This window comes from Cohnella massiliensis (genome assembly GCF_900169535.1).
Classification (GTDB): Bacteria; Bacillota; Bacilli; order Paenibacillales; family Paenibacillaceae; genus Cohnella; species Cohnella algarum.
Window position 1 is genome coordinate 2027159 of the sequence record NZ_LT821259.1, and the last position, 17972, is coordinate 2045130.

A 17972-nucleotide genomic window follows, 5' to 3' on the forward strand; every position below is an offset into this window, starting at 1 on the left:
AACCGGGACCGTATCGGCTTATTCCGTTTTCGGCTCGGAGGTAATCATCCACGACACGCCGTACCGGTCGGTAGCCTCGCCTAAGTACAGGCCGAACGGCTGCAGCTCGAACGGATATTTCACTTTGCCGCCTTCCGCCAGCTTTGCGAACGCTTCGCCGGCTTCGGCCGCCGTTTTGTATTCGATCGAGAGATAAAGACCGGTCCCATGAGCGAACGGCTCGACCGCATCCGCCATGAAAATGTAGTTGCTGCCGGCAACGGACAGGCACATGTGCATCACTTTGTCCCTGAATTCGTTTTCCGCTCCCATCGCTTCGCCGTGCGTAATGACGGATACGATCTCGCCGCCGAGCGAGCGCAAATAGAAATCGGCCTGCGCTCTCGCATCCTCCGAAATGATGTAAGGCTTCAAAATGCCCATGATCGAACACCCTTTCAACTGGAATTGGACGTTTTTATAAACCCAGTGTATCAAAGACGCGATCGCATCGTTTCTTACGGATTGCGGAATCGAAGCCGAATGTTCCGTCCCGAAAGGGGCAAGCTACCGGTGGAGGTGTACGCGAACAGATGAGGAAGCTGCTGGTGGCGCTGATGGCGATGACGTTGATGTCCGGCTTGTCCGCAGGCGTCGGTTACGGAGAAGCCCATGTCCTTCGGCACGGTTCGGAGCTTACGGACTCGGCGATTTCCGATTCGACGATACAGCCTTACCGAAGAGGGGGGAGTTTCCGTTCTCCTCGGACCGGCTACAATCCGGGAGTCGGAAATCCGAGGCGCACGACGCCGGACAACGCGACGCGAAACCCGCCGCGTACGGGGACGACCCCGGCTCCGGCCCCGCGCACCGGCTTCGGCGGCTTTTTCGGCGGGCTGTTCGGCGGGTTGGCGTTGGGAACGATTTTGGGCGGGCTGTTTAACCCGTTTGCCGGATTTTCGCTCGGCGCTCCGTTCCTTTCGTTGATCAGCATCGCGTTGTGGATTGCCGTCATTTATTTCGTCGTACGGCTTTTCCGCAGGAGAAGCCGGTATTAGGCTTCGCAAGCCGAAGGCGGCAAGAGAATTTTTGCCCGGGCATCTCGCAAAAAAATAACCGGAATCCCTCCCATTCAACCATGCACCCCGGACTTAGAGCACGATGAATGGAGGGATCCGGCTATTTTGGGGGAAAGGCAATCAGTTGCGCGACAATCAGCGTCAATTAAAATTCAGGGATCGAGCCTTCGCCCAAAATCACGATTCTGCCGGTTATCACGCCGTTTTCGTCCCTGTGAAACAGCACCGCCTCATAGGTATTGTCAATTCCTCCGCTGATGGGAAGCCGTCTATCCGAGAATCCGATTTGGCCTTCCTCGAACAAGTCTTCGGGAGACATCGTGACGCTTCGTTCGCCAAACGCATACGCGATCTTTCCGGAATCGTCGTAGGTCATTTCTTTTACGGATCCGGGCACGGTCTGCCCGATCGTCTCGCCGTCGCGGATTTTGGCCCGCAGCTCTTGCATCCATTTTATCCACTCTTCCTCAGTTCCCGAATCATGCGAAGACGATGGAGACGACAACGAATCCAAATAAGCGTCGGCTTTATCGCGGTCCGCTTTTGCCGCATCGAGAGGGAGCTCGAACAGCAGCGAAGCGCCGGGATAGTCTTCTCTGGCGTGGATTTCCCCCGTTTTTTCGTCATAGCGGAACGCTTCGCTGCTGTAAAACGCGGAGCCGCTGCTGATCGCCAAATACACCCCTCTGTCTGCGAACATTTCCACTTCGTCTAACGAAATAAGTCTGTACATGACGCCATCCAACACGTCCTCGCTGTATCCGCCGTTCATCGAGAAGATGTTCGCCTCCCACGGCTTCAGGCCTTTAACCAACGGCGAAATGAAGAACGGATCTTTGCCGTATTCGGGATCGTCGGTATCCGGCATCGGTTTGCCGTCCTGTCGGGTTATGGAGACGACCGCATAGGTCCGGTCAGGGTAGAGATCCTCCGACAAATGCTTGAATTCGGAAAGACCTGCCCCCGTTACGAGACCGTGCAGCGTAAAATGGTAGTCTCCGGAAGCCATGGATCGTTCGATCCGAACAGCGTCTTTGCTTTCAAACGCATCCGCCAGCAGCCGATCGCCAAACATCTCGGCAACCTGCCCGGCGCTGAAGAGCCGAGTCGCCGCATAAGCGGAAACGGACAGGACGAGCAGCAATACGGCAGCCAATAGACCTGCGGATAACCTTTTCTTGGCATTCGGCTTGCTCCGCCCGCGCTCTTGTAATTGTCGGATGATGCTTTGATTCAACTCTTCTTCGGGCTCCGCTGCGGGAGCCAGGGCTTGGCTGAGCATTCGTTCCCAATCCGCGTCCTTCACGGGGAATCGACCTCCAATACTTCTCTCATGGTATTGCGGGCTTTGTGCAGCCTGCTCTTTACCGTTCCCGGCGGAATTCTCAGCGCCGAAGAAATCTCCTCGACGGTCATTTCCGCCGTGTAGTACATGTAAAGAGGAAGCTTCAGCTTGTCGTCCAGCCGGCGAGCGGCGTCCTGAAGCATGGCGCGCTGTTCAAGCGACAGCACGGCATCTTCCGGCGTCGTTTCGCTCGCGAACGAAGCGATCTTGTCGGCCGCATCGCCAAGCTCGGCAGCGGGGGCGATTTTTTGCCTCCAGGAAAGCTTGCGGCGATGATTTTTGTGCAGCCGAATGGCGATCGAAATGAGAAAAGCTTTGGGATTGCGGGATGCATCTATCTTGTGACGCAGCTCCACAGCCTTAAGAAAGGTTTCCTGATACAAATCGTCCGCATCCTCTTTGTTTCCCGTCAGCTTGCGGCAAAAACCGTAAATCGACTTGCCGTGCAGCTCCACAAGCTCGATCAACTCATCAATATCCAAGTCGCTTCTCCTTCCCGAATGGCCATTCATCTCTATATTGTCACGAGGCGGGGAATCGGTTCGCGGGCTTGGCGCAAATCGCGAGAGGAAGGATCGTATCGGAGAGGTCGCGTTTATTCGGTCAGCGTTCGGCACCTCATTGAACTAATTTGACAAAAGCTCTTGCCGCGCTGGAGAGCGGCATGTTCCGCATCGTTAAAATCCCGACGTGGGAGGGAGGCAGCGGCACGTTCAATTTCACTTCGAACAGCGAGCCTTCCTCCAGTTCCTTCGACACGAATTCCCGCGTCACGTAAGAGATGCCGAGACCTCTGCGCGCAAGCTCGATCAACAAATCGACGCTTCCGACCTCGATCTCCGGCTTGATCGAATACCCGTAGCTTTGGAAAATTTCCGTGATCGTCATCCGGGCGCGGCTGTTCCGGGAAAACAGGATGATCGGATGCTGAAGCAGCATGTCGAGCGTCAGCACCGTGTCCTTCAGTTCGGCGTAATGGGCCCCCGCGACGAAGCAATCCTGCAGTTGAAAGCTTTCCCTCACGTCGAGCTGAGGGTCGATGATCGGCATGCGAACGACGCCCAGATCGATCCGGCCTTCTTTCAGGAAGGTGATGACCTCCGGCGTCGTGCCGTGATGCAGATGCAGCTTGACGCCAGGGTGGTTTTCGTGAAAGCTTTCCAAATATGGAAGCAGATAATGCTTGAACAACGAGTCGCTTCCGCCGATGCGCAGCTCGCCGCTCTCCAGGTTTTTGAGGGCGGCCATTTTTTCCTCGGCGAGCGTGATCAGAATTTGCGACTGCTCGATATAGGAGTACAGGACGGCGCCTTCCTGCGTCAGTTCGACGCCTTTGGAATTGCGGTAGAACAACGCGACGCCGAAGCTTTCCTCCAGCTGTTTGATCGCGTGGCTGACGCTCGGCTGGGTCAAATACAACGCTTTGGCCGCCTGGGACAAGCTTCCCGTTTTCGCCGCCCAATAAAACACTTTATATAGTTCGTAGTTGTTTCCCATAAATGTGGTCTATAGCTCCTGTGAAATATATTAATTACTTGTATGGCTGTTATTTGTATTATAGTGAAAATACAAAAAAAAACCAGCATCTCGGGATAGGAAGGTGAAGATGGATGGAACCGACTACTTTCGTACTGTTCGGGGCGACCGGGGATTTGGCCAAACGGAAAATTTACCCCGCCCTTTATAATTTGTTCGTCGACGGCAAGCTGCCGGAAACGTTCTCCGTCGTCGGTCTCGGAAGAAGGGAATGGACCGACGAGTTTTTCCAAACGAGCGTCGCGCAATCCCTCGAGCGTTTTTCCCGCCGCAAAGCGGACAACGCCGATACGCTGAACCGTTTTTTGCGGGCGTTCCGGTACTGCGTGCTGGACATCGGCCGCGAAGAAGATTACAAAAAGCTGCTGGCGCTCGTGGAGCAACGGGAAGAAGAGCTGGGCATGCCGCAAAACCGTTTGTTCTATCTGTCCGTCGGACCGGAATTTTTCGAACCGATCGCCGCCAACATCCAAAGCAGCGGACTCGGCTCGACGAGCGGCTGGAAACGTCTCGTCATCGAGAAGCCGTTCGGCCACGATTTGCAATCGGCTCGGGATTTGAATCGGAATTTGAGCCAATCGTTCGCGGAAGAAGAAATTTACCGCATCGACCACTATCTCGGCAAGCCGGTCGTTCAGCGGCTCGAATCGCTTCAGCAGGCGAATCCGGTCATCCAGGCGCTGTGGACCAACCGCTACATTTCAAACGTGCAGATTACGGCCAACGAAACGGTCGGCGTCGAGGAACGGGCGGGATATTACGATCATGTGGGCGCCGTACGGGACATGTTTCAAAATCATATGCTGCAGCTGCTCATGATGGCGGCGATTCACCTTCCGCACGACAGCAGCTCCGAGAAGGTGCGCTTCAAGAAAAAGAGAGTGATGGAGGCGCTCCGCCCCGTGCCGAAAGAGGAAGTCGCCGCCCACCTCGTTCGCGGACAATACGCCGCGGGGAGCATCGCGGGCAAGCCGGTCGCCGGCTACACGTCCGAACCGGGCATCGCGGCTTCATCCCTGAACGATACGTTCATCGCCGCGCGGCTGCAAATCGACAACAACGACTGGCGAGGCGTTCCTTTCTATATCCGGACGGGGAAACGGATGAAAGAGAAGTCGACGCGAATCGTGGTCGAGTTCAAGGAACCGGTCCAACAAGCCCGATCGAAAAAAGAAGACGGCGTTTCGCCCAATCTTCTCGTCATCGAGATCGGGCCGAACGAAGGCATTACGCTGCAGCTCAACGAGAAGGAGCCGGGGGCGAACGGCGGGTTCAAGCCGATCCACGTCGACCTTCACGCGAGCCAGGCGAACTCTCCCGAAGCCTACGAGAACTTGATCGGAGACGCATTGAACGGCGACTCCACGTTCTTCGCGCATTGGGACGAGGTCGAACTGTCGTGGCAGTGGGTTCAACCGGTGCTGGACGCCTTCGAAGAAAATCTCGTGCCGCTTCGCCTTTACGAAGCGGGCAGCTACGGCCCCGCCGAGGCCGACGAGCTTCTCGCCCAAGACGGCAACCGCTGGTGGTTTGACGACAAACCGCAACCAAAATCCGAAACGAACGAAGGAGAACGCTATGCCTACCACGCAAACCATTGATCAATTCGCGATCGATACGATCCGCACGCTGTCGATCGACGCCATCAACGCCGCCAATTCCGGACATCCGGGCCTGCCGATGGGCGCGGCCCCGATGGCTTACAGCCTTTGGTCCGAACATTTGAAGCACAATCCGGGCAATGCCAAATGGTTCAACCGCGACCGGTTCGTTCTGTCCGCGGGCCACGGTTCCGCTTTGCTGTACAGCCTTCTCCACCTGTTCGGGTACCAGGTTTCGATCGAGGATCTGAAGCAGTTCCGCAAGCTGAACAGCCGCACGCCGGGACATCCCGAATACGGGCATACGGATGGCGTCGACGCCACGACGGGTCCGCTGGGGCAGGGGATCGCCATGGCGGTCGGGATGGCGATGGCCGAAGCTCATCTCGCTTCGAAATTCAACCAGGACGGCTTCCCGGTCGTCGATCATTATACGTACGCGCTTGTCGGCGACGGCTGCCTGATGGAGGGCATCTCCTACGAGGCGATGTCGATGGCGGGCCATATGAAGCTCGACAAGCTGATCGTGCTGTACGATTCCAACGACATTTCGCTGGACGGCGAGCTGAACCTCAGCTTCAGCGAAAACGTGCAAAAACGGGCCGAATCCGCAAATTGGCATTACTTGCGGGTCGAAGACGGGAACGATATCGCGGCGATCTCGAATGCGATCGCGGCCGCGAAGCAAAATAAGGAACGGCCGACGATCATCGAAGTCCGCACGATCATCGGATACGGCAGCAAAGCGGCCGGCACGAACAAAGTGCACGGCAATCCGCTCGGCAAAGAGGAAGCCAAAGCGACCAAGGAAGTGTACGGCTGGCCTTACGAGGAAGAGTTCACCGTGCCGAGCGAAGTCCGGGCGCATTTCGACCGCCTGAAGCAGCAGGGTGCAGCCAAGGAAGAAGAGTGGAACAAGCTGTTCGCCGCCTATTCCGCCAAGTACCCGTCGCAGGGCAAGGAACTCGCGGCGGCGATCGCCGGGGACGTCAAGATCGAAACGGCCGACATCCTGACATTCGACACCTCGAAAAGCATTTCGACCCGCGTCGCGAGCGGCGAAGCGATCAATCATTTCGTCAAGTCCGTTCCTTCCATCTTCGGAGGAAGCGCCGACCTTTCCCACTCGACGATGACCGACATCAAGGGAGAGAGCACGTTCGCCGTCCAATCCTATGCCGGACGCAACGTCTACTTCGGCGTCCGCGAACATGCGATGGGCGCGGCCGGCAACGGCATGGCGCTGCATGGCGGCGTCAACCCGTTCGTCAGTACGTTCTTCGTGTTCAGCGACTACTTGCGGCCTTCGATCCGGCTTGCCGCGCTGCAGAAGCTGCCGGTCGTCTACGTGTTCACTCACGACTCGATCGCCGTCGGGGAAGACGGTCCGACGCACGAGCCCGTCGAGCATTTGGCCGCGCTCCGCACGATTCCTGGACTTACGGTCATCCGGCCGTCCGACGCCAACGAGACGGCGAGCGCCTGGGCTTACGCGCTTACGCAGAAGGAAGGTCCGGTCGCGCTCATTCTGAGCCGGCAAAACCTGCCGGTTTACGAACAAACGAAAGCGAACCGCGACCAGGTCGCCAACGGCGGCTATGTGCTGACGGAAACGAACGGGCAACCGGACGTCATTCTGATCGCGACCGGCTCGGAAGTGTCCCTGGCCGTGAACGCCAAGGCGGAGCTCGAGAAGGATAACGTTTCCGTACGCGTCGTCGCCATGCCGAGCCGCGAGCTGTTCGATCGCCAGTCCGAAGCCTACAAGCAAAGCGTGCTGCCGGATTCCGCAACGAAACGGATCGCCATCGAAGCCGGCATTTCGCTCGGCTGGGACCGCTACGCGGGACCGGGCGGAAAGGTGCTGTCGATCGACACGTTCGGCGCATCCGGCCCGGGAGGCGCGGTCATGGAATATTTCGGCTTCTCTGTCGCCAACGTCGTTAGCTTGGCCAAAGAATTGCTATAATAAAATCAAACCATATATTGGAGGGCATGAAAAATGAAATTTTTTATTGACTCCGCCAACCTGGCAGACATCAAAAAGGCGTACAAAATCGGCGTATTGTCCGGCGTAACGACGAATCCTTCGCTGGTGGCGAAGGAAGGCGTCAAATTCGAGGACCGCATCGAGGAGATTTTGAAGGAAGTGCCGGAGGTCGAATCGGTTTCCGCCGAAGTGACGCCCGACGCGCTGACCGCGGAAGACATGATCGCGCAAGCGAACGAACTGATCAAAATCAACAACAACGACAAAAACATCACGATCAAGCTCCCGATGACGCTCGCCGGACTCGAAGCCTGCCGCTACTTGACCAAAAAAGGCGTCAAGACGAACGTCACGCTCATCTTTACGGTCAACCAGGCGCTGCTGGCCGCCCGCGCCGGCGCTACGTACGTATCGCCGTTCCTTGGCCGCCTGGACGACATTTCGGAAGACGGCGTGCAGCTCGTCGCCCGCGTAGCCGAACTGTTCCGCGTTCATAACCTGGATACGCAAATTATCGCCGCTTCCGTTCGCCACCCGGATCACGTCACCCGCGTAGCGCTCGCCGGCGCGCATATCGCCACCGTTCCGTTTTCCGTCATCGAACAGCTCTCGAAGCACCCGCTTACGGATCAAGGGCTCGAAAAATTCGCGGCCGACTGGAAAAAGGCCGTTCAATAAGAAGCTGTTCAACTAACAGAGAAAACAAGCATAGGAGGCAGGGGAGACAATGAGCAAGCAGCAAATCGGCGTGGTAGGGCTTGCCGTCATGGGCAAAAACCTCGCCCTGAACATCGAAAGCAAAGGCTTCTCCGTGGCGGTGTACAACCGTTCGCCGGAAAAGACGAACGAACTGCTGGAAGAAGCGAAGGGGAAAAATTTCGTCGGCACGTACAGCGTCGAAGAGTTCGTCCAGGCGCTCGAGACGCCCCGCAAAATCCTGATCATGGTCAAAGCCGGCCAGCCGACGGACGACACGATCAACCAGCTCGTGCCTTACCTCGATCCGGGCGACATCCTGATCGACGGCGGCAACGCGTACTTCCCGGATACGCAAAGACGCAACAAAGAGCTGCAGGAGAAAGGCTTCCGCTTCATCGGGGCGGGCGTATCCGGCGGCGAAGAGGGAGCGCTGCGCGGTCCCGCGATCATGCCGGGCGGACAGAAGAGCGCGTATGAGCTCGTCGAGCCGATTTTGACCGCGATTTCGGCGAAGGTGAACGGCGATCCGTGCTCGACCTACATCGGCGAAGACGGCGCCGGGCACTACGTCAAGATGGTGCACAACGGCATCGAATACGGCGACATGCAGCTGATCGGCGAAGCGTACCACTTGCTCAAAGATGTGCTGGGCCTGAGCACGAGCGAGCTGCACGAAATTTTCACCGAGTGGAACAAGGGCGAGCTCGACAGCTATCTGATCGAAATCACGGCGGACATCTTCTCGAAGACGGACCCGGATACGGGCAAGCCGATGGTGGACGTCATCCTGGACTCGGCGGGGCAAAAGGGAACCGGAAAATGGACGAGCCAAAGCGCCCTCGATTTGGGCGTTCCGCTCTCCATTATCACCGAATCCGTATTCGCCCGCTTCATCTCCGCGATGAAGGAAGAGCGCGTCGCGGCAAGCAAGAAGCTGTCCGGACCGAAGGCGGCGAGCTTCGAAGGAAATCGGCAGGACTTTATCGAAGCCGTCCGCAAAGCGCTGTACGCCAGCAAAATCGCCTCGTACGCGCAAGGCTTCGCACAAATGCGGGCCGCGTCCGACGCCTACGGCTGGAACCTGAACTACGGCAACATCGCGATGATTTTCCGCGGAGGCTGCATCATTCGCGCGAGGTTCCTGCAAAACATCAAGGACGCCTACGACCGCGATCCGGAGCTGCAGAACCTGCTCCTGGACGAATACTTCAGCGGCATCGTGAGCGATTATCAGGACGCCTGGAGAAACGTCATTTCGGTCGCCGTGACGAGAGGCATTCCCGTACCGGCATTCGCCGCCGCCTTGGCGTACTATGACAGCTACCGTACGGAGCGGCTGCCGGCGAACCTGCTGCAGGCGCAGCGCGACTATTTCGGCGCGCATACGTTCGAGCGGCTCGACCGGAAGGGCAGCTTCCATTTCCAATGGATCGAGAATGAATAAAAGTTAGCGCAATGGATGATCACCCCCGGGACAAGCGGTCTTGGGGGTGGTTTGTTTCCGTGCCCGGTTCGATTTCGGCTGGTTCCGGTTCGGGAACGGATTAAAGCTTGTATTTTCGCAGGAGCGGCACGCCGGCTTTGACGAGCAGCTTTTCGAGCGCCGACCAGCTCAGGCGCCGGCGCAGCGGCAAATGCCGGACGTAAACCGCCGTATATTCCAGCTCGGCGAAAGCGCCGCGATTTCGCTTGATAAATAGATTTGCCTGCTGGGAACGAGAAGGCATTTCCGCGAACGCAGCCGCTCAAGTTCCCCGCCGTTCAGAGCCGGATTCAGCGAGCGGAACGCGACGGCGTAATCGGGAAAACCGAAATTCGAAGCGTCGTACAGCTCGATGCGCGGACTCACGGTCGGATCGCCGCCTTTCGGATAAAAGAATAGATCGTGCAAGGCTAAATCATACCATCGATCGGGAGAAACGCGCAAACGCGAAAGGGCGCGCGGTTGCCGAAAAAACGCAAACTTCTTACAATAGAAACCGCACCAGAACGTCGGAAAGGAATCGCATCGATGCAGGAGAACCATCCTTCGGCGGGAAAGGCCGAGGAAATCGGAAGGGACAGCTTCCTTCAAGGCGCAAAAGATTGTCTTCCTACTTTGTTGGGTTACTTGAGCATCGGGTTCGCCGCCGGCGTCGTCGGCAAAACATCGGGTCTTGGCATCGCGGAGATCGCGCTAATGTCCGTTATGATTTATGCCGGATCGGCGCAATTTATCGCGGCCGGAATGGTTGCGGCAAACGGCTCCATAGCCGTCATCGTGTTCACGGTATTCATCGTCAACCTTCGCCACCTGCTGCTTAGCGCGGCGTTGTCGCCGTATTTCCGGCATTTGACTCCCGCGAAAAATATGCTGATCGGCGCGCTGCTCACGGACGAAACCTTCGGAGTCGCGATCCAAAGGGCGACCGACGCGAATCGGATCGGCGAGCGTTGGATGCACGGGCTGAACCTGACGGCTTACCTGAATTGGATCGCGGCCACGTTGGCCGGAGCTTTTCTGGGGCGATGGATCGCAAATCCGGAAAAGTTCGGGCTGGATTTTGCTTTGTCCGCCATGTTTATCGGGTTGTTGGTCCTGCAGTTGACAAGCCGGAAAAACCTCGCGATCGATTTGATCGTCGCCGTAAGCGCGATCCTCATTGTCGCAGGAGCAAGCATGGCATTTTCGGCTAACGTCGGCGTGATCATAGCTGCGCTCATAGCCTCAACGATCGGAATGGCGGTGGAAAAATGGAAATAAGATGGGAAGTGTTTCTCATGATCGCAGGGGCGTCCATTGTCACGTTTATTCCGAGAATCGTCCCGCTCGTTTTGCTAAGCCGCATCCGGATCCCCGATTGGGGGATGACCTGGCTGAAATATGTCCCGATCGCCGTCATGGCGGCCTTGGTCGGGCAGGAGCTGTTCCTGGAAAACGGGAAGCCGGCCCTGTTCCCTCCCGGACCGGAGCTGTACGCCGCTTTGCCGACGATCGCGGTCGCCTTGCTGACGCGAAGCTTGTTGGCGACGGTTGTCGCCGGGATGATTTCGATGATGCTGCTGCGGGCGTTATTGGGTTAAAAGAGGCAATGACGATGCGGAGGGAGAGGAGGCAATGGAATCGGTCCTTTTAACCCGCTGGGCCATCGCCGCGCCGATGGATCGAAAAACTGAGCATGCGGATGAAAGGACGAAGAGGTTCGCCTTTCCGGGGCCGCTTTGCGCGATTATGCGGGGAGAGGAGACTTTACAGTTCCCGCAAAAGAATTTATTGTCATGGTTGGGAGTAAAGGGCTTTCAATCGGTCCGCAATTTCGTTCGGGGGAGTGATGCGCGTTTTGGACTCACAACGGATTTTACGCGATTTTTTCCGCAAAACTTGGGCCTACTACCTCGTGTCGATCGCGCTGCATGCGGTTGCCAACGTGTTGAATGTTCAATTTCCCCGCGTGCTCGGCCATTTCACCGACGAGTTGAAGGACGGTTTGTTATCTGCCGGCGACGTTGCCCGCTACAGCTGGACGCTGTTGGGCATCGGCGTCGGCTTTGCTCTGATCGGCGGCCTGGCGCAATATTTGGTCATGTATACGGGGCGATTTTTCGAGTATATGAACAGGCGAAGGCTTTACGCCCATTTTACGGAGCTCGGCGAGCGCTTTTATTCCCGCAACGGGGTCGGCAAGCTGCTCAGCTACTTTATGAACGACGTGACGGCGGTCCGGGAATCGATTTCGATGGGCGTGAACCAGACGGCGGGAGCTTCGATTCTTCTCGTTTCGACGATCGTCATGCTGCTGGTCAGCGATGTGCCGTTCTATTTGGTCGCGGCCTGCATGATTCCGCTTCTCCTGATTCCCGTAATCGTCGTCATCGTCGGACCGAAAATCCGCAAGCGTTCCCTGAAGGTGCAGGAAGCGATCGGCACGATGACGGAGACGGCCGAGGAACAGTTCGGCGGCATTCGCGTCACGAAGAAATTCGCGGTGGAAGAGACGATGCGAAAACGGTTCGGCGCGACGGTCGACCGCATTCGCGAACGCCAGCTCAAGCTGGTGCGCGTGTCTGCCCTGTTTCAGGCGCTGATCCCGTTTCTCGGCGCGGCTTCCCTCATCGTCGCGCTCGCGTTCGGAGGCTATTTGACGATCGCCGGGCGCATTTCGCTGGGGAGCTTTGTCGCCCTTACGCTGTATATCCGGATGCTGATGAATCCGCTGCAGCAGATCGGCAACGTCATCAACGTCGTTCAACGGGCTCGCGCGTCGCTCGACCGGCTGAACGAGCTGCTGAGCCGCAAGCCGGAAATTCGGGAAGCGGACGATGCCGTCGCCGTCGACTTCGCGGATTCGGGCATCCGGGTTCGCGATCTGTCGTTCTCCTATGAAGAAGGGGAGGACGGCGGAAGCAGCCGCCAGGCGCTGCGGAATATTTCGCTGTCCGTGCCGCCCGGCGCGACGCTCGGCATCGTGGGGCGTACCGGAAGCGGGAAATCGACGCTGATGAAGCTGCTGCTGCGAACGTACGATCCGCCGGCGGGAACGGTCTTCTACGGCGAGCGGGACGTACGGGAGCTGACGCTCGAAAGTCTGAGAGAAGGGATCGCCTACGTCCCGCAGGACGGCTTCCTGTTCAGCTCCACCATTCGGGAAAACATCGCGTTTTACAAGCGGGATTCCGACCTGAAAGACATCGAGCGCGCGGCGAAGCAAGCGAGGGTGTACGATAACATCGTCGAATTTCCGGACAAATTCGAGACGAAGCTCGGCGAGCGCGGCGTGACGCTTTCCGGCGGCCAGCGGCAGCGCACGAGTCTGGCCCGCGGCATCATCAAAAACGCGCCGATCCTCATCCTGGACGACAGCGTCAGCGCGGTCGACGCCGTGACGGAGACGGAAATCATGGAAACGATCCGCGCGATCCGCAAAGGCAAGACGACGATCATGATCGCCCACCGGATCAGCGCGCTGAAGCATGCCGACGAGATTGTCGTGCTGGACGAAGGCGCGATCGTCCAGCGGGGGACGCACGCGGCGCTGCTGGCGAAGGAAGGCTTGTACCGGACGCTCCATGACATACAGGAAGAGGGGACGCGGCTGCATGGCACAGGCAATTAACAATTGGCAGACGGACCGGAAGGCCGATCTCAACGAGCCCAAAGAAAAACCGAAGTACATTTCCACGTTCCGCGCCTTATCCGGGTATATCGGGGAACATCGCCGGACGTTCGCCGGTTTTATCGCCTGCACGCTGATCGCGATCATGGCGGAGCTTATGCAGCCGTATTTGGTCAAAATCGCGATCGACGACAATTTGATGGCGGGGAAAAACGATTACCGGAGCCTGCTCGTCATTTGCGGCATTTATTTCGCGCTGTCGCTTTCGGCCTTTTTTTTCGCCTACTTGCAAAACAATCTGCTTCAAAAGGCGGGGCAAAGCATCGTCGCCAGCATCCGCAAGCGGCTGTTCGAGCATATTTCGAAGCTGTCCATGTCCTACTTCGACCGCAACCCGAGCGGAAGCCTCATCACGCACGTGTCCAGCGATACGGAGGCGATCAACCAGTTTTTCAACCAGGTCTTGCTCAGCCTGTTCCGGGACGGGCTTACGCTGCTGTTCATCCTGGCGCTGATGTTTCAGCTGGATGCCACGCTGACGCTGTACTGCCTGCTTATTCTGCCGGTCATCGCGGGCATCGCCGTCGCCTTCCGGACGTATATGCGCAAGACGTATCAGCTGGCGCGGACCCGCTTGTCGCGAATGATCGCATTCGTGGCCGAAAATCTGGCCGGCATGAACCTGATCCAGGTGTTTCATCAGCAAAAGGAGCAAAAAAAGCAATTCCGCGAACGAAACGATTCGTATTTCCAAGCGAACGTCCGGGAAATTCGCACGAGCGTGCTCTTCAACCGCTCGTACGAAGTGTTGAACAATTTGGCGATCGCCTTCGTCACTTGGCTCGGCGGGGAAGCCGTGCTCGGCCGGTCGTTGGAGTTCGGCGTGCTTTACGCTTTTATCACCTATATCCGCATGTTTTTCCAGCCGATCAACAACATCACGCAGCAGTGGAATACGCTGCAATCCGCGACCGTCGCCATCAACCGGATTTGGAACATCTTCGCCATCCAGCCGGAAATCAGGGATTTGCCCGTCCCGACGAAAGTCGAGATCGGCAATGTCGCCGGAAAGATCGATTTCGATCGCGTCACGTTCGCCTATCCCGGAGGAGCGCCGGTCATCAAGGAGCTGGATCTGCATATTCGTCCCGGCGAAATGATCGGCATCGTCGGCACGACGGGCGCCGGCAAAAGCTCGATGATCAGCCTGCTGTGCCGGTTCTACGACGTGAACGAAGGCAGCGTCCGGATCGACGGTCACGACATCCGCGGGCTGGCCCAGCGCGATCTGCACCGGATGGTCGGCCTTGTGCAGCAGGAGCCGTATTTGTATTCCGGCACGGTGCTCGACAACGTGCGGATGTTCGACGAAAGGTTTTCGCGCGAGGACGTCGTTCGCGCTTGCGAGTTTATCGGCGCCGACTCCGTCATTCGGAAGATGAAGGACGGTTACGACACGAAGCTGTCGGAGCGGGGAAGCGGCCTGTCCGCCGGCGAACGGCAGCTCATCTCCTTCGCGCGCATCATTCTGTACGCGCCGAAAATTTTGATCCTGGACGAGGCGACGGCCAATCTGGACTCGCACACGGAGCAGCTCGTGCAGCACGCGCTCGAGCGCGTATCCGTCGGCCGGACGACACTGGTCATCGCCCACCGGCTGTCCACGATCATGGGAGCGGACCGGATTCTCGTCATGAGCAAAGGCCGGATCGCGGAGCAGGGGACGCACGAAGATCTGCTGAAGCGGGGCGGCATTTACGAGGAGCTGTATAAGCATTCCCAGGGCCGGCAGGAGAAGGTCGGAGCGGGGTGAAACGGACCGCGGGAAATCCGACGGAGAAGGCCGAACCAAACGGGCGTTCGGACAAAAAGGCGGGCCGGCCCGTCGGAGCAAGATCTTGCCCCCGAACGCGGAGCATGGTATGATGTACCTAATTTGAACGACGGGAGCTGAAGAGAATAATGTGATTTTTCTTGCGGATCGAAGAACACGCCTTAGCGCCATGCGAAGCGTCGTTTTATCGTGTCATGCAAGAAGGTTGCTTATTCTTTTCGCTCAATCGCGTCGATCCTCCGCCGGTCCCCTCGGGACAGACGGGTTCGCTGCATCCATTTGAGCCGTAAGAAAGGCAACTTTCTTGCGGCTTTTTGAATTGCGCGAACGGAGGTCGATTTATATGTCATTGATCCAGGTTTCGAACCTGACATTTGCTTACGAAGGCAGCTACGACAACATTTTCGAAAACGTCAGCTTTCAGATCGATACGGACTGGAAGCTCGGATTCACGGGGAGAAACGGCAGAGGCAAGACGACGTTCCTGAACCTTCTGCTCGGCAAATACGAGTATGGCGGGAGCATTTCCGCAAGCGTCGATTTCGAATACTTCCCGTATCCGGTCGCCAATAAGGACAACCTGACGATCGATGTCATCGGCGACGTTTACCCGGATTACGTCCACTGGGAATTGATGCGCGAGCTTTCGCTGCTTAAGGTTTCCGAGGACGTGTTGTACCGGCCCTTCAATACGCTTTCCAACGGGGAGCAGACGAAGGTGCTGCTGGCGGCTTTGTTCCTGAAAGAAAACAGCTTTTTGCTCATCGACGAGCCGACCAACCATCTGGATATGGAGGCCAGAAAGCTCGTCGGCGATTACCTCGACGCCAAGCGCGGCTTTATTCTGGTGTCCCACGATCGCTTCTTTCTCGATCATTGCGTCGATCACATCCTGTCTATCAACAAGACCGACATCGACATTCAAAAGGGCAATTTTACGGACTGGTGGGAAAATAAGCAAAGGCAGGACCGGTTCGAACTCGCCGAAAACGAAAAGCTGAAAAAAGACATCAAACGCCTTTCGGAGGCCGCGAGACGCACGAGCGATTGGTCCGACGCGGTGGAAAAGACGAAAAACGGCACAAGAAACGGCGGCTTGCGGCCGGACAAAGGCTATATCGGCCACAAGGCCGCCAAAATGATGAAGCGATCGAAATCGCTGGAGCACCGGCAGCAATCCGCGATCGAAGAAAAGTCCAAGCTGCTTAAAAACGTAGAGTCCTCCGAGAGCCTCAAGATTGCCCAGCTCGCGTACCCTAAAAGCCGGCTTGTCGAGCTCGACCGCCTGTCGATTCGTTACGGCAAGAAGATCGTTTGCTCCGATGTCAGCTTTACGATCGAGCAGGGCGAGCGAATCGCCCTGTCAGGCCGAAACGGCTCCGGAAAATCCAGCCTTCTCAAGCTGATTTGCGGCGAAGACCTGGCGTATGACGGTACGTTCCGGCGAGGGAGCCAGCTGAAAATTTCGTACGTGTCGCAGGATACGTCGGACTTGAAAGGCAATCTTGCCGATTACGCAAGAGAATACGGGATCGACGAGAGTCTGTTCAAGTCGATTCTGCGCAAACTGGATTTTGCTCGCGTTCAATTCGAAAAAGACATGTCGTCCTTCAGCGGCGGCCAGAAAAAAAAGGTGCTGATCGCGAGAAGTCTTTGCGAACGCGCCCATCTGCACGTTTGGGACGAACCGCTGAATTTCATCGACGTCATCTCCCGCATGCAAATCGAAGAGCTGCTGCTCGACTACGGGCCGACCCTGCTGTTCGTGGAGCACGACCGCGAGTTTTGCCGAAATACCGCAACCCGAACGATCGAACTTTAAAAAACCGTATCATTTGACAAATAATCAAGCTCTCCGCCTTGGGCGGGGAGCTTTTGTTAGTGAGAAGTTAACAGGATCGTCAATTGACAAAGTCTCGTTCTCTTTTCTATAATTTAATTGAACAACTGTATAATAAAATTCGGGGAGGGATCGTTATGCGTTTGGAAGGAAAAGTAGCGGTTGTAACGGGCGCGGCATCGGGCATGGGCAAGGCGATTGCGGAGCTGTACGCGAAAGAGGGAGCCAAAGTCGTCGTTTCCGACCTTAATCTCGAAGGTGCGGAAGCGGTTGCATCCGGAATCAGAGCGAACGGCGGCGAAGCGATCGCGATAAAAACGAACGTCGGGAAACTGGAAGATATTAACGCCATGATCGATACGGCCGTCAACGAATTCGGCACGCTCGACATTCTCGTCAACAATGCCGGCATTATGGACAATATGGCGGCGGCCGGAGACGTGAACGACGAGAAGTGGGACCTGGTTTTCGACGTCAACACGAAAGGCGTCATGCGCGCGATCCGCAAAGCGATTCCGATTTTTCTCGAAAAAGGAAAAGGCGTCATCGTCAATACGGCTTCGACGGGCGGCTTCAGCGGCGCTCACGCGGGCGTTGCCTATACGGCCTCCAAGCATGCCGTCATCGGCATCACGAAAAACACCGGTTTCATGTACGCGCAAAAAGGCATCCGCTGCAACGCGATCGCGCCGGGGGCGACGATTACGAACATTTCGGCATCCATGTCGAATTGGGACGAGTTCGGCGCTTCGCGCACGAAGGTGACCCAAGGCGTCATTCCGCGCGCCGGCCAGCCGGAGGAAATCGCGCAAGTGGCGTTGTTCCTGGCGTCCGACGAATCGAGCTTCGTGAACGGGGCGGTCATTACCGCGGATGCGGGCTGGACCGCGGGCTTCTGACGCAAGGGGAGACGGCGCAAGAGGGATTTTTTTAACAAATCAAGGCTGCGGGCGGACAAGCTGCCCGCAGCCTTTTT

General features: G+C 57.1%; 16 protein-coding genes. 11 read left to right on the top strand and 5 right to left on the bottom strand.

Translation table 11 applies throughout. From position 1 onward, the window contains the following. Positions 1–18: 18 nt before the first annotated feature. Complete coding sequence (locus B7E11_RS23165) at positions 19–423, bottom strand: VOC family protein (protein WP_080839288.1); 405 nt, start codon at positions 421–423, stop codon at positions 19–21. Between the two features lie 149 nt (positions 424–572). On the opposite strand from B7E11_RS23165, the gene B7E11_RS23170 reads away from it, so the two are divergent. Then, a complete protein-coding gene (locus tag B7E11_RS23170; RefSeq protein WP_080839290.1) occupies positions 573–1037 on the top strand; it encodes a hypothetical protein in 465 nt (154 codons plus the stop codon). 166 nt (positions 1038–1203) lie between these two features. Here the strand turns inward: B7E11_RS23170 and B7E11_RS23175 are convergent, their stop codons facing one another. The 3 genes from B7E11_RS23175 to B7E11_RS23185 form a co-directional block, all read right to left on the bottom strand. Further along, a complete protein-coding gene (locus B7E11_RS23175) occupies positions 1204–2364 on the bottom strand; it encodes a hypothetical protein (RefSeq protein ID WP_080839292.1) in 1161 nt (386 codons plus the stop codon). Continuing rightward, positions 2361–2885: an RNA polymerase sigma factor gene (locus B7E11_RS23180; protein WP_080839294.1), complete on the bottom strand. Its 525-nt coding sequence runs from the start codon at positions 2883–2885 to the stop codon at positions 2361–2363. Before B7E11_RS23180 ends, B7E11_RS23175 begins: the two co-directional genes overlap by 4 nt. Before the next feature lie 136 nt (positions 2886–3021). Beyond that, positions 3022–3900, bottom strand: coding sequence for a LysR family transcriptional regulator (locus B7E11_RS23185; RefSeq protein WP_080839296.1), 879 nt, complete (start codon positions 3898–3900; stop codon positions 3022–3024). 113 nt (positions 3901–4013) lie between these two features. Here B7E11_RS23185 and zwf point away from each other — a divergent pair, with 113 nt between their 5' ends. From zwf to gndA, 4 genes are read left to right on the top strand one after another with little or no spacing between them, the layout of a single operon-like run. Further along, positions 4014–5540: a glucose-6-phosphate dehydrogenase gene (gene zwf, locus B7E11_RS23190; protein ID WP_080839298.1), complete on the top strand. Its 1527-nt coding sequence runs from the start codon at positions 4014–4016 to the stop codon at positions 5538–5540. Then, a complete protein-coding gene (gene tkt, locus B7E11_RS23195) occupies positions 5518–7509 on the top strand; it encodes a transketolase (RefSeq protein WP_080839300.1) in 1992 nt (663 codons plus the stop codon). Before zwf ends, tkt begins: the two co-directional genes overlap by 23 nt. 33 nt (positions 7510–7542) lie before the next feature. After that, on the top strand, positions 7543–8208 hold the full coding sequence (fsa, locus tag B7E11_RS23200; protein WP_080839301.1) for a fructose-6-phosphate aldolase: 666 nt from the start codon (positions 7543–7545) through the stop codon (positions 8206–8208). A 49-nt stretch (positions 8209–8257) separates the two neighbouring features. Next, the gene (gene gndA, locus B7E11_RS23205) at positions 8258–9673 is read left to right on the top strand and encodes an NADP-dependent phosphogluconate dehydrogenase (RefSeq protein WP_080839303.1); all 1416 of its coding nucleotides are present in this window, start codon (positions 8258–8260) and stop codon (positions 9671–9673) included. Positions 9674–9841: 168 nt separating this feature from the next. Here the strand turns inward: gndA and B7E11_RS29175 are convergent, their stop codons facing one another. Continuing rightward, on the bottom strand, positions 9842–10078 hold the full coding sequence (locus B7E11_RS29175; RefSeq protein WP_139787290.1) for a hypothetical protein: 237 nt from the start codon (positions 10076–10078) through the stop codon (positions 9842–9844). A 162-nt stretch (positions 10079–10240) separates the two neighbouring features. Here B7E11_RS29175 and B7E11_RS23215 point away from each other — a divergent pair, with 162 nt between their 5' ends. The 6 genes from B7E11_RS23215 (at position 10241) to B7E11_RS23240 (ending at position 17895) form a co-directional block, all read left to right on the top strand. Continuing rightward, complete coding sequence (locus tag B7E11_RS23215; protein WP_080839307.1) at positions 10241–10972, top strand: AzlC family ABC transporter permease; 732 nt, start codon at positions 10241–10243, stop codon at positions 10970–10972. Next, the gene (locus B7E11_RS23220; protein WP_080839309.1) at positions 10963–11292 is read left to right on the top strand and encodes an AzlD domain-containing protein; all 330 of its coding nucleotides are present in this window, start codon (positions 10963–10965) and stop codon (positions 11290–11292) included. Before B7E11_RS23215 ends, B7E11_RS23220 begins: the two co-directional genes overlap by 10 nt. A gap of 257 nt (positions 11293–11549) precedes the next feature. Continuing rightward, positions 11550–13322 (top strand): ABC transporter ATP-binding protein, encoded by a 1773-nt coding sequence (locus B7E11_RS23225; protein WP_080840957.1) that lies wholly within the window; start codon positions 11550–11552, stop codon positions 13320–13322. Continuing rightward, complete coding sequence (locus B7E11_RS23230) at positions 13306–15135, top strand: ABC transporter ATP-binding protein (RefSeq protein ID WP_080839311.1); 1830 nt, start codon at positions 13306–13308, stop codon at positions 15133–15135. The genes B7E11_RS23225 and B7E11_RS23230 overlap by 17 nt, the downstream gene beginning before the upstream one ends. A 364-nt stretch (positions 15136–15499) precedes the next feature. Then, complete coding sequence (locus B7E11_RS23235; protein ID WP_080839313.1) at positions 15500–16978, top strand: Lsa family ABC-F type ribosomal protection protein; 1479 nt, start codon at positions 15500–15502, stop codon at positions 16976–16978. Between the two features lie 155 nt (positions 16979–17133). Next, positions 17134–17895, top strand: coding sequence for an SDR family oxidoreductase (locus tag B7E11_RS23240; RefSeq protein WP_080839315.1), 762 nt, complete (start codon positions 17134–17136; stop codon positions 17893–17895). The last annotated feature ends 77 nt before the right edge of the window (positions 17896–17972 follow it).

Bases quoted from the DNA above. Each gene is read 5' to 3' on its own strand.
- B7E11_RS23165 (WP_080839288.1), bottom strand. From the start codon at position 423: ATGGGCATTTTGAAGCCTTACATCATTTCGGAGGATGCGAGAGCGCAG.
- B7E11_RS23170 (WP_080839290.1), top strand. From the start codon at position 573: ATGAGGAAGCTGCTGGTGGCGCTGATGGCGATGACGTTGATGTCCGGC.
- B7E11_RS23185 (WP_080839296.1), bottom strand. From the start codon at position 3,900: ATGGGAAACAACTACGAACTATATAAAGTGTTTTATTGGGCGGCGAAA.
- zwf (WP_080839298.1), top strand. From the start codon at position 4,014: ATGGAACCGACTACTTTCGTACTGTTCGGGGCGACCGGGGATTTGGCC.
- tkt (WP_080839300.1), top strand. From the start codon at position 5,518: ATGCCTACCACGCAAACCATTGATCAATTCGCGATCGATACGATCCGC.
- fsa (WP_080839301.1), top strand. From the start codon at position 7,543: ATGAAATTTTTTATTGACTCCGCCAACCTGGCAGACATCAAAAAGGCG.
- gndA (WP_080839303.1), top strand. From the start codon at position 8,258: ATGAGCAAGCAGCAAATCGGCGTGGTAGGGCTTGCCGTCATGGGCAAA.
- B7E11_RS23215 (WP_080839307.1), top strand. From the start codon at position 10,241: ATGCAGGAGAACCATCCTTCGGCGGGAAAGGCCGAGGAAATCGGAAGG.
- B7E11_RS23220 (WP_080839309.1), top strand. From the start codon at position 10,963: ATGGAAATAAGATGGGAAGTGTTTCTCATGATCGCAGGGGCGTCCATT.
- B7E11_RS23230 (WP_080839311.1), top strand. From the start codon at position 13,306: ATGGCACAGGCAATTAACAATTGGCAGACGGACCGGAAGGCCGATCTC.
- B7E11_RS23235 (WP_080839313.1), top strand. From the start codon at position 15,500: ATGTCATTGATCCAGGTTTCGAACCTGACATTTGCTTACGAAGGCAGC.
- B7E11_RS23240 (WP_080839315.1), top strand. From the start codon at position 17,134: ATGCGTTTGGAAGGAAAAGTAGCGGTTGTAACGGGCGCGGCATCGGGC.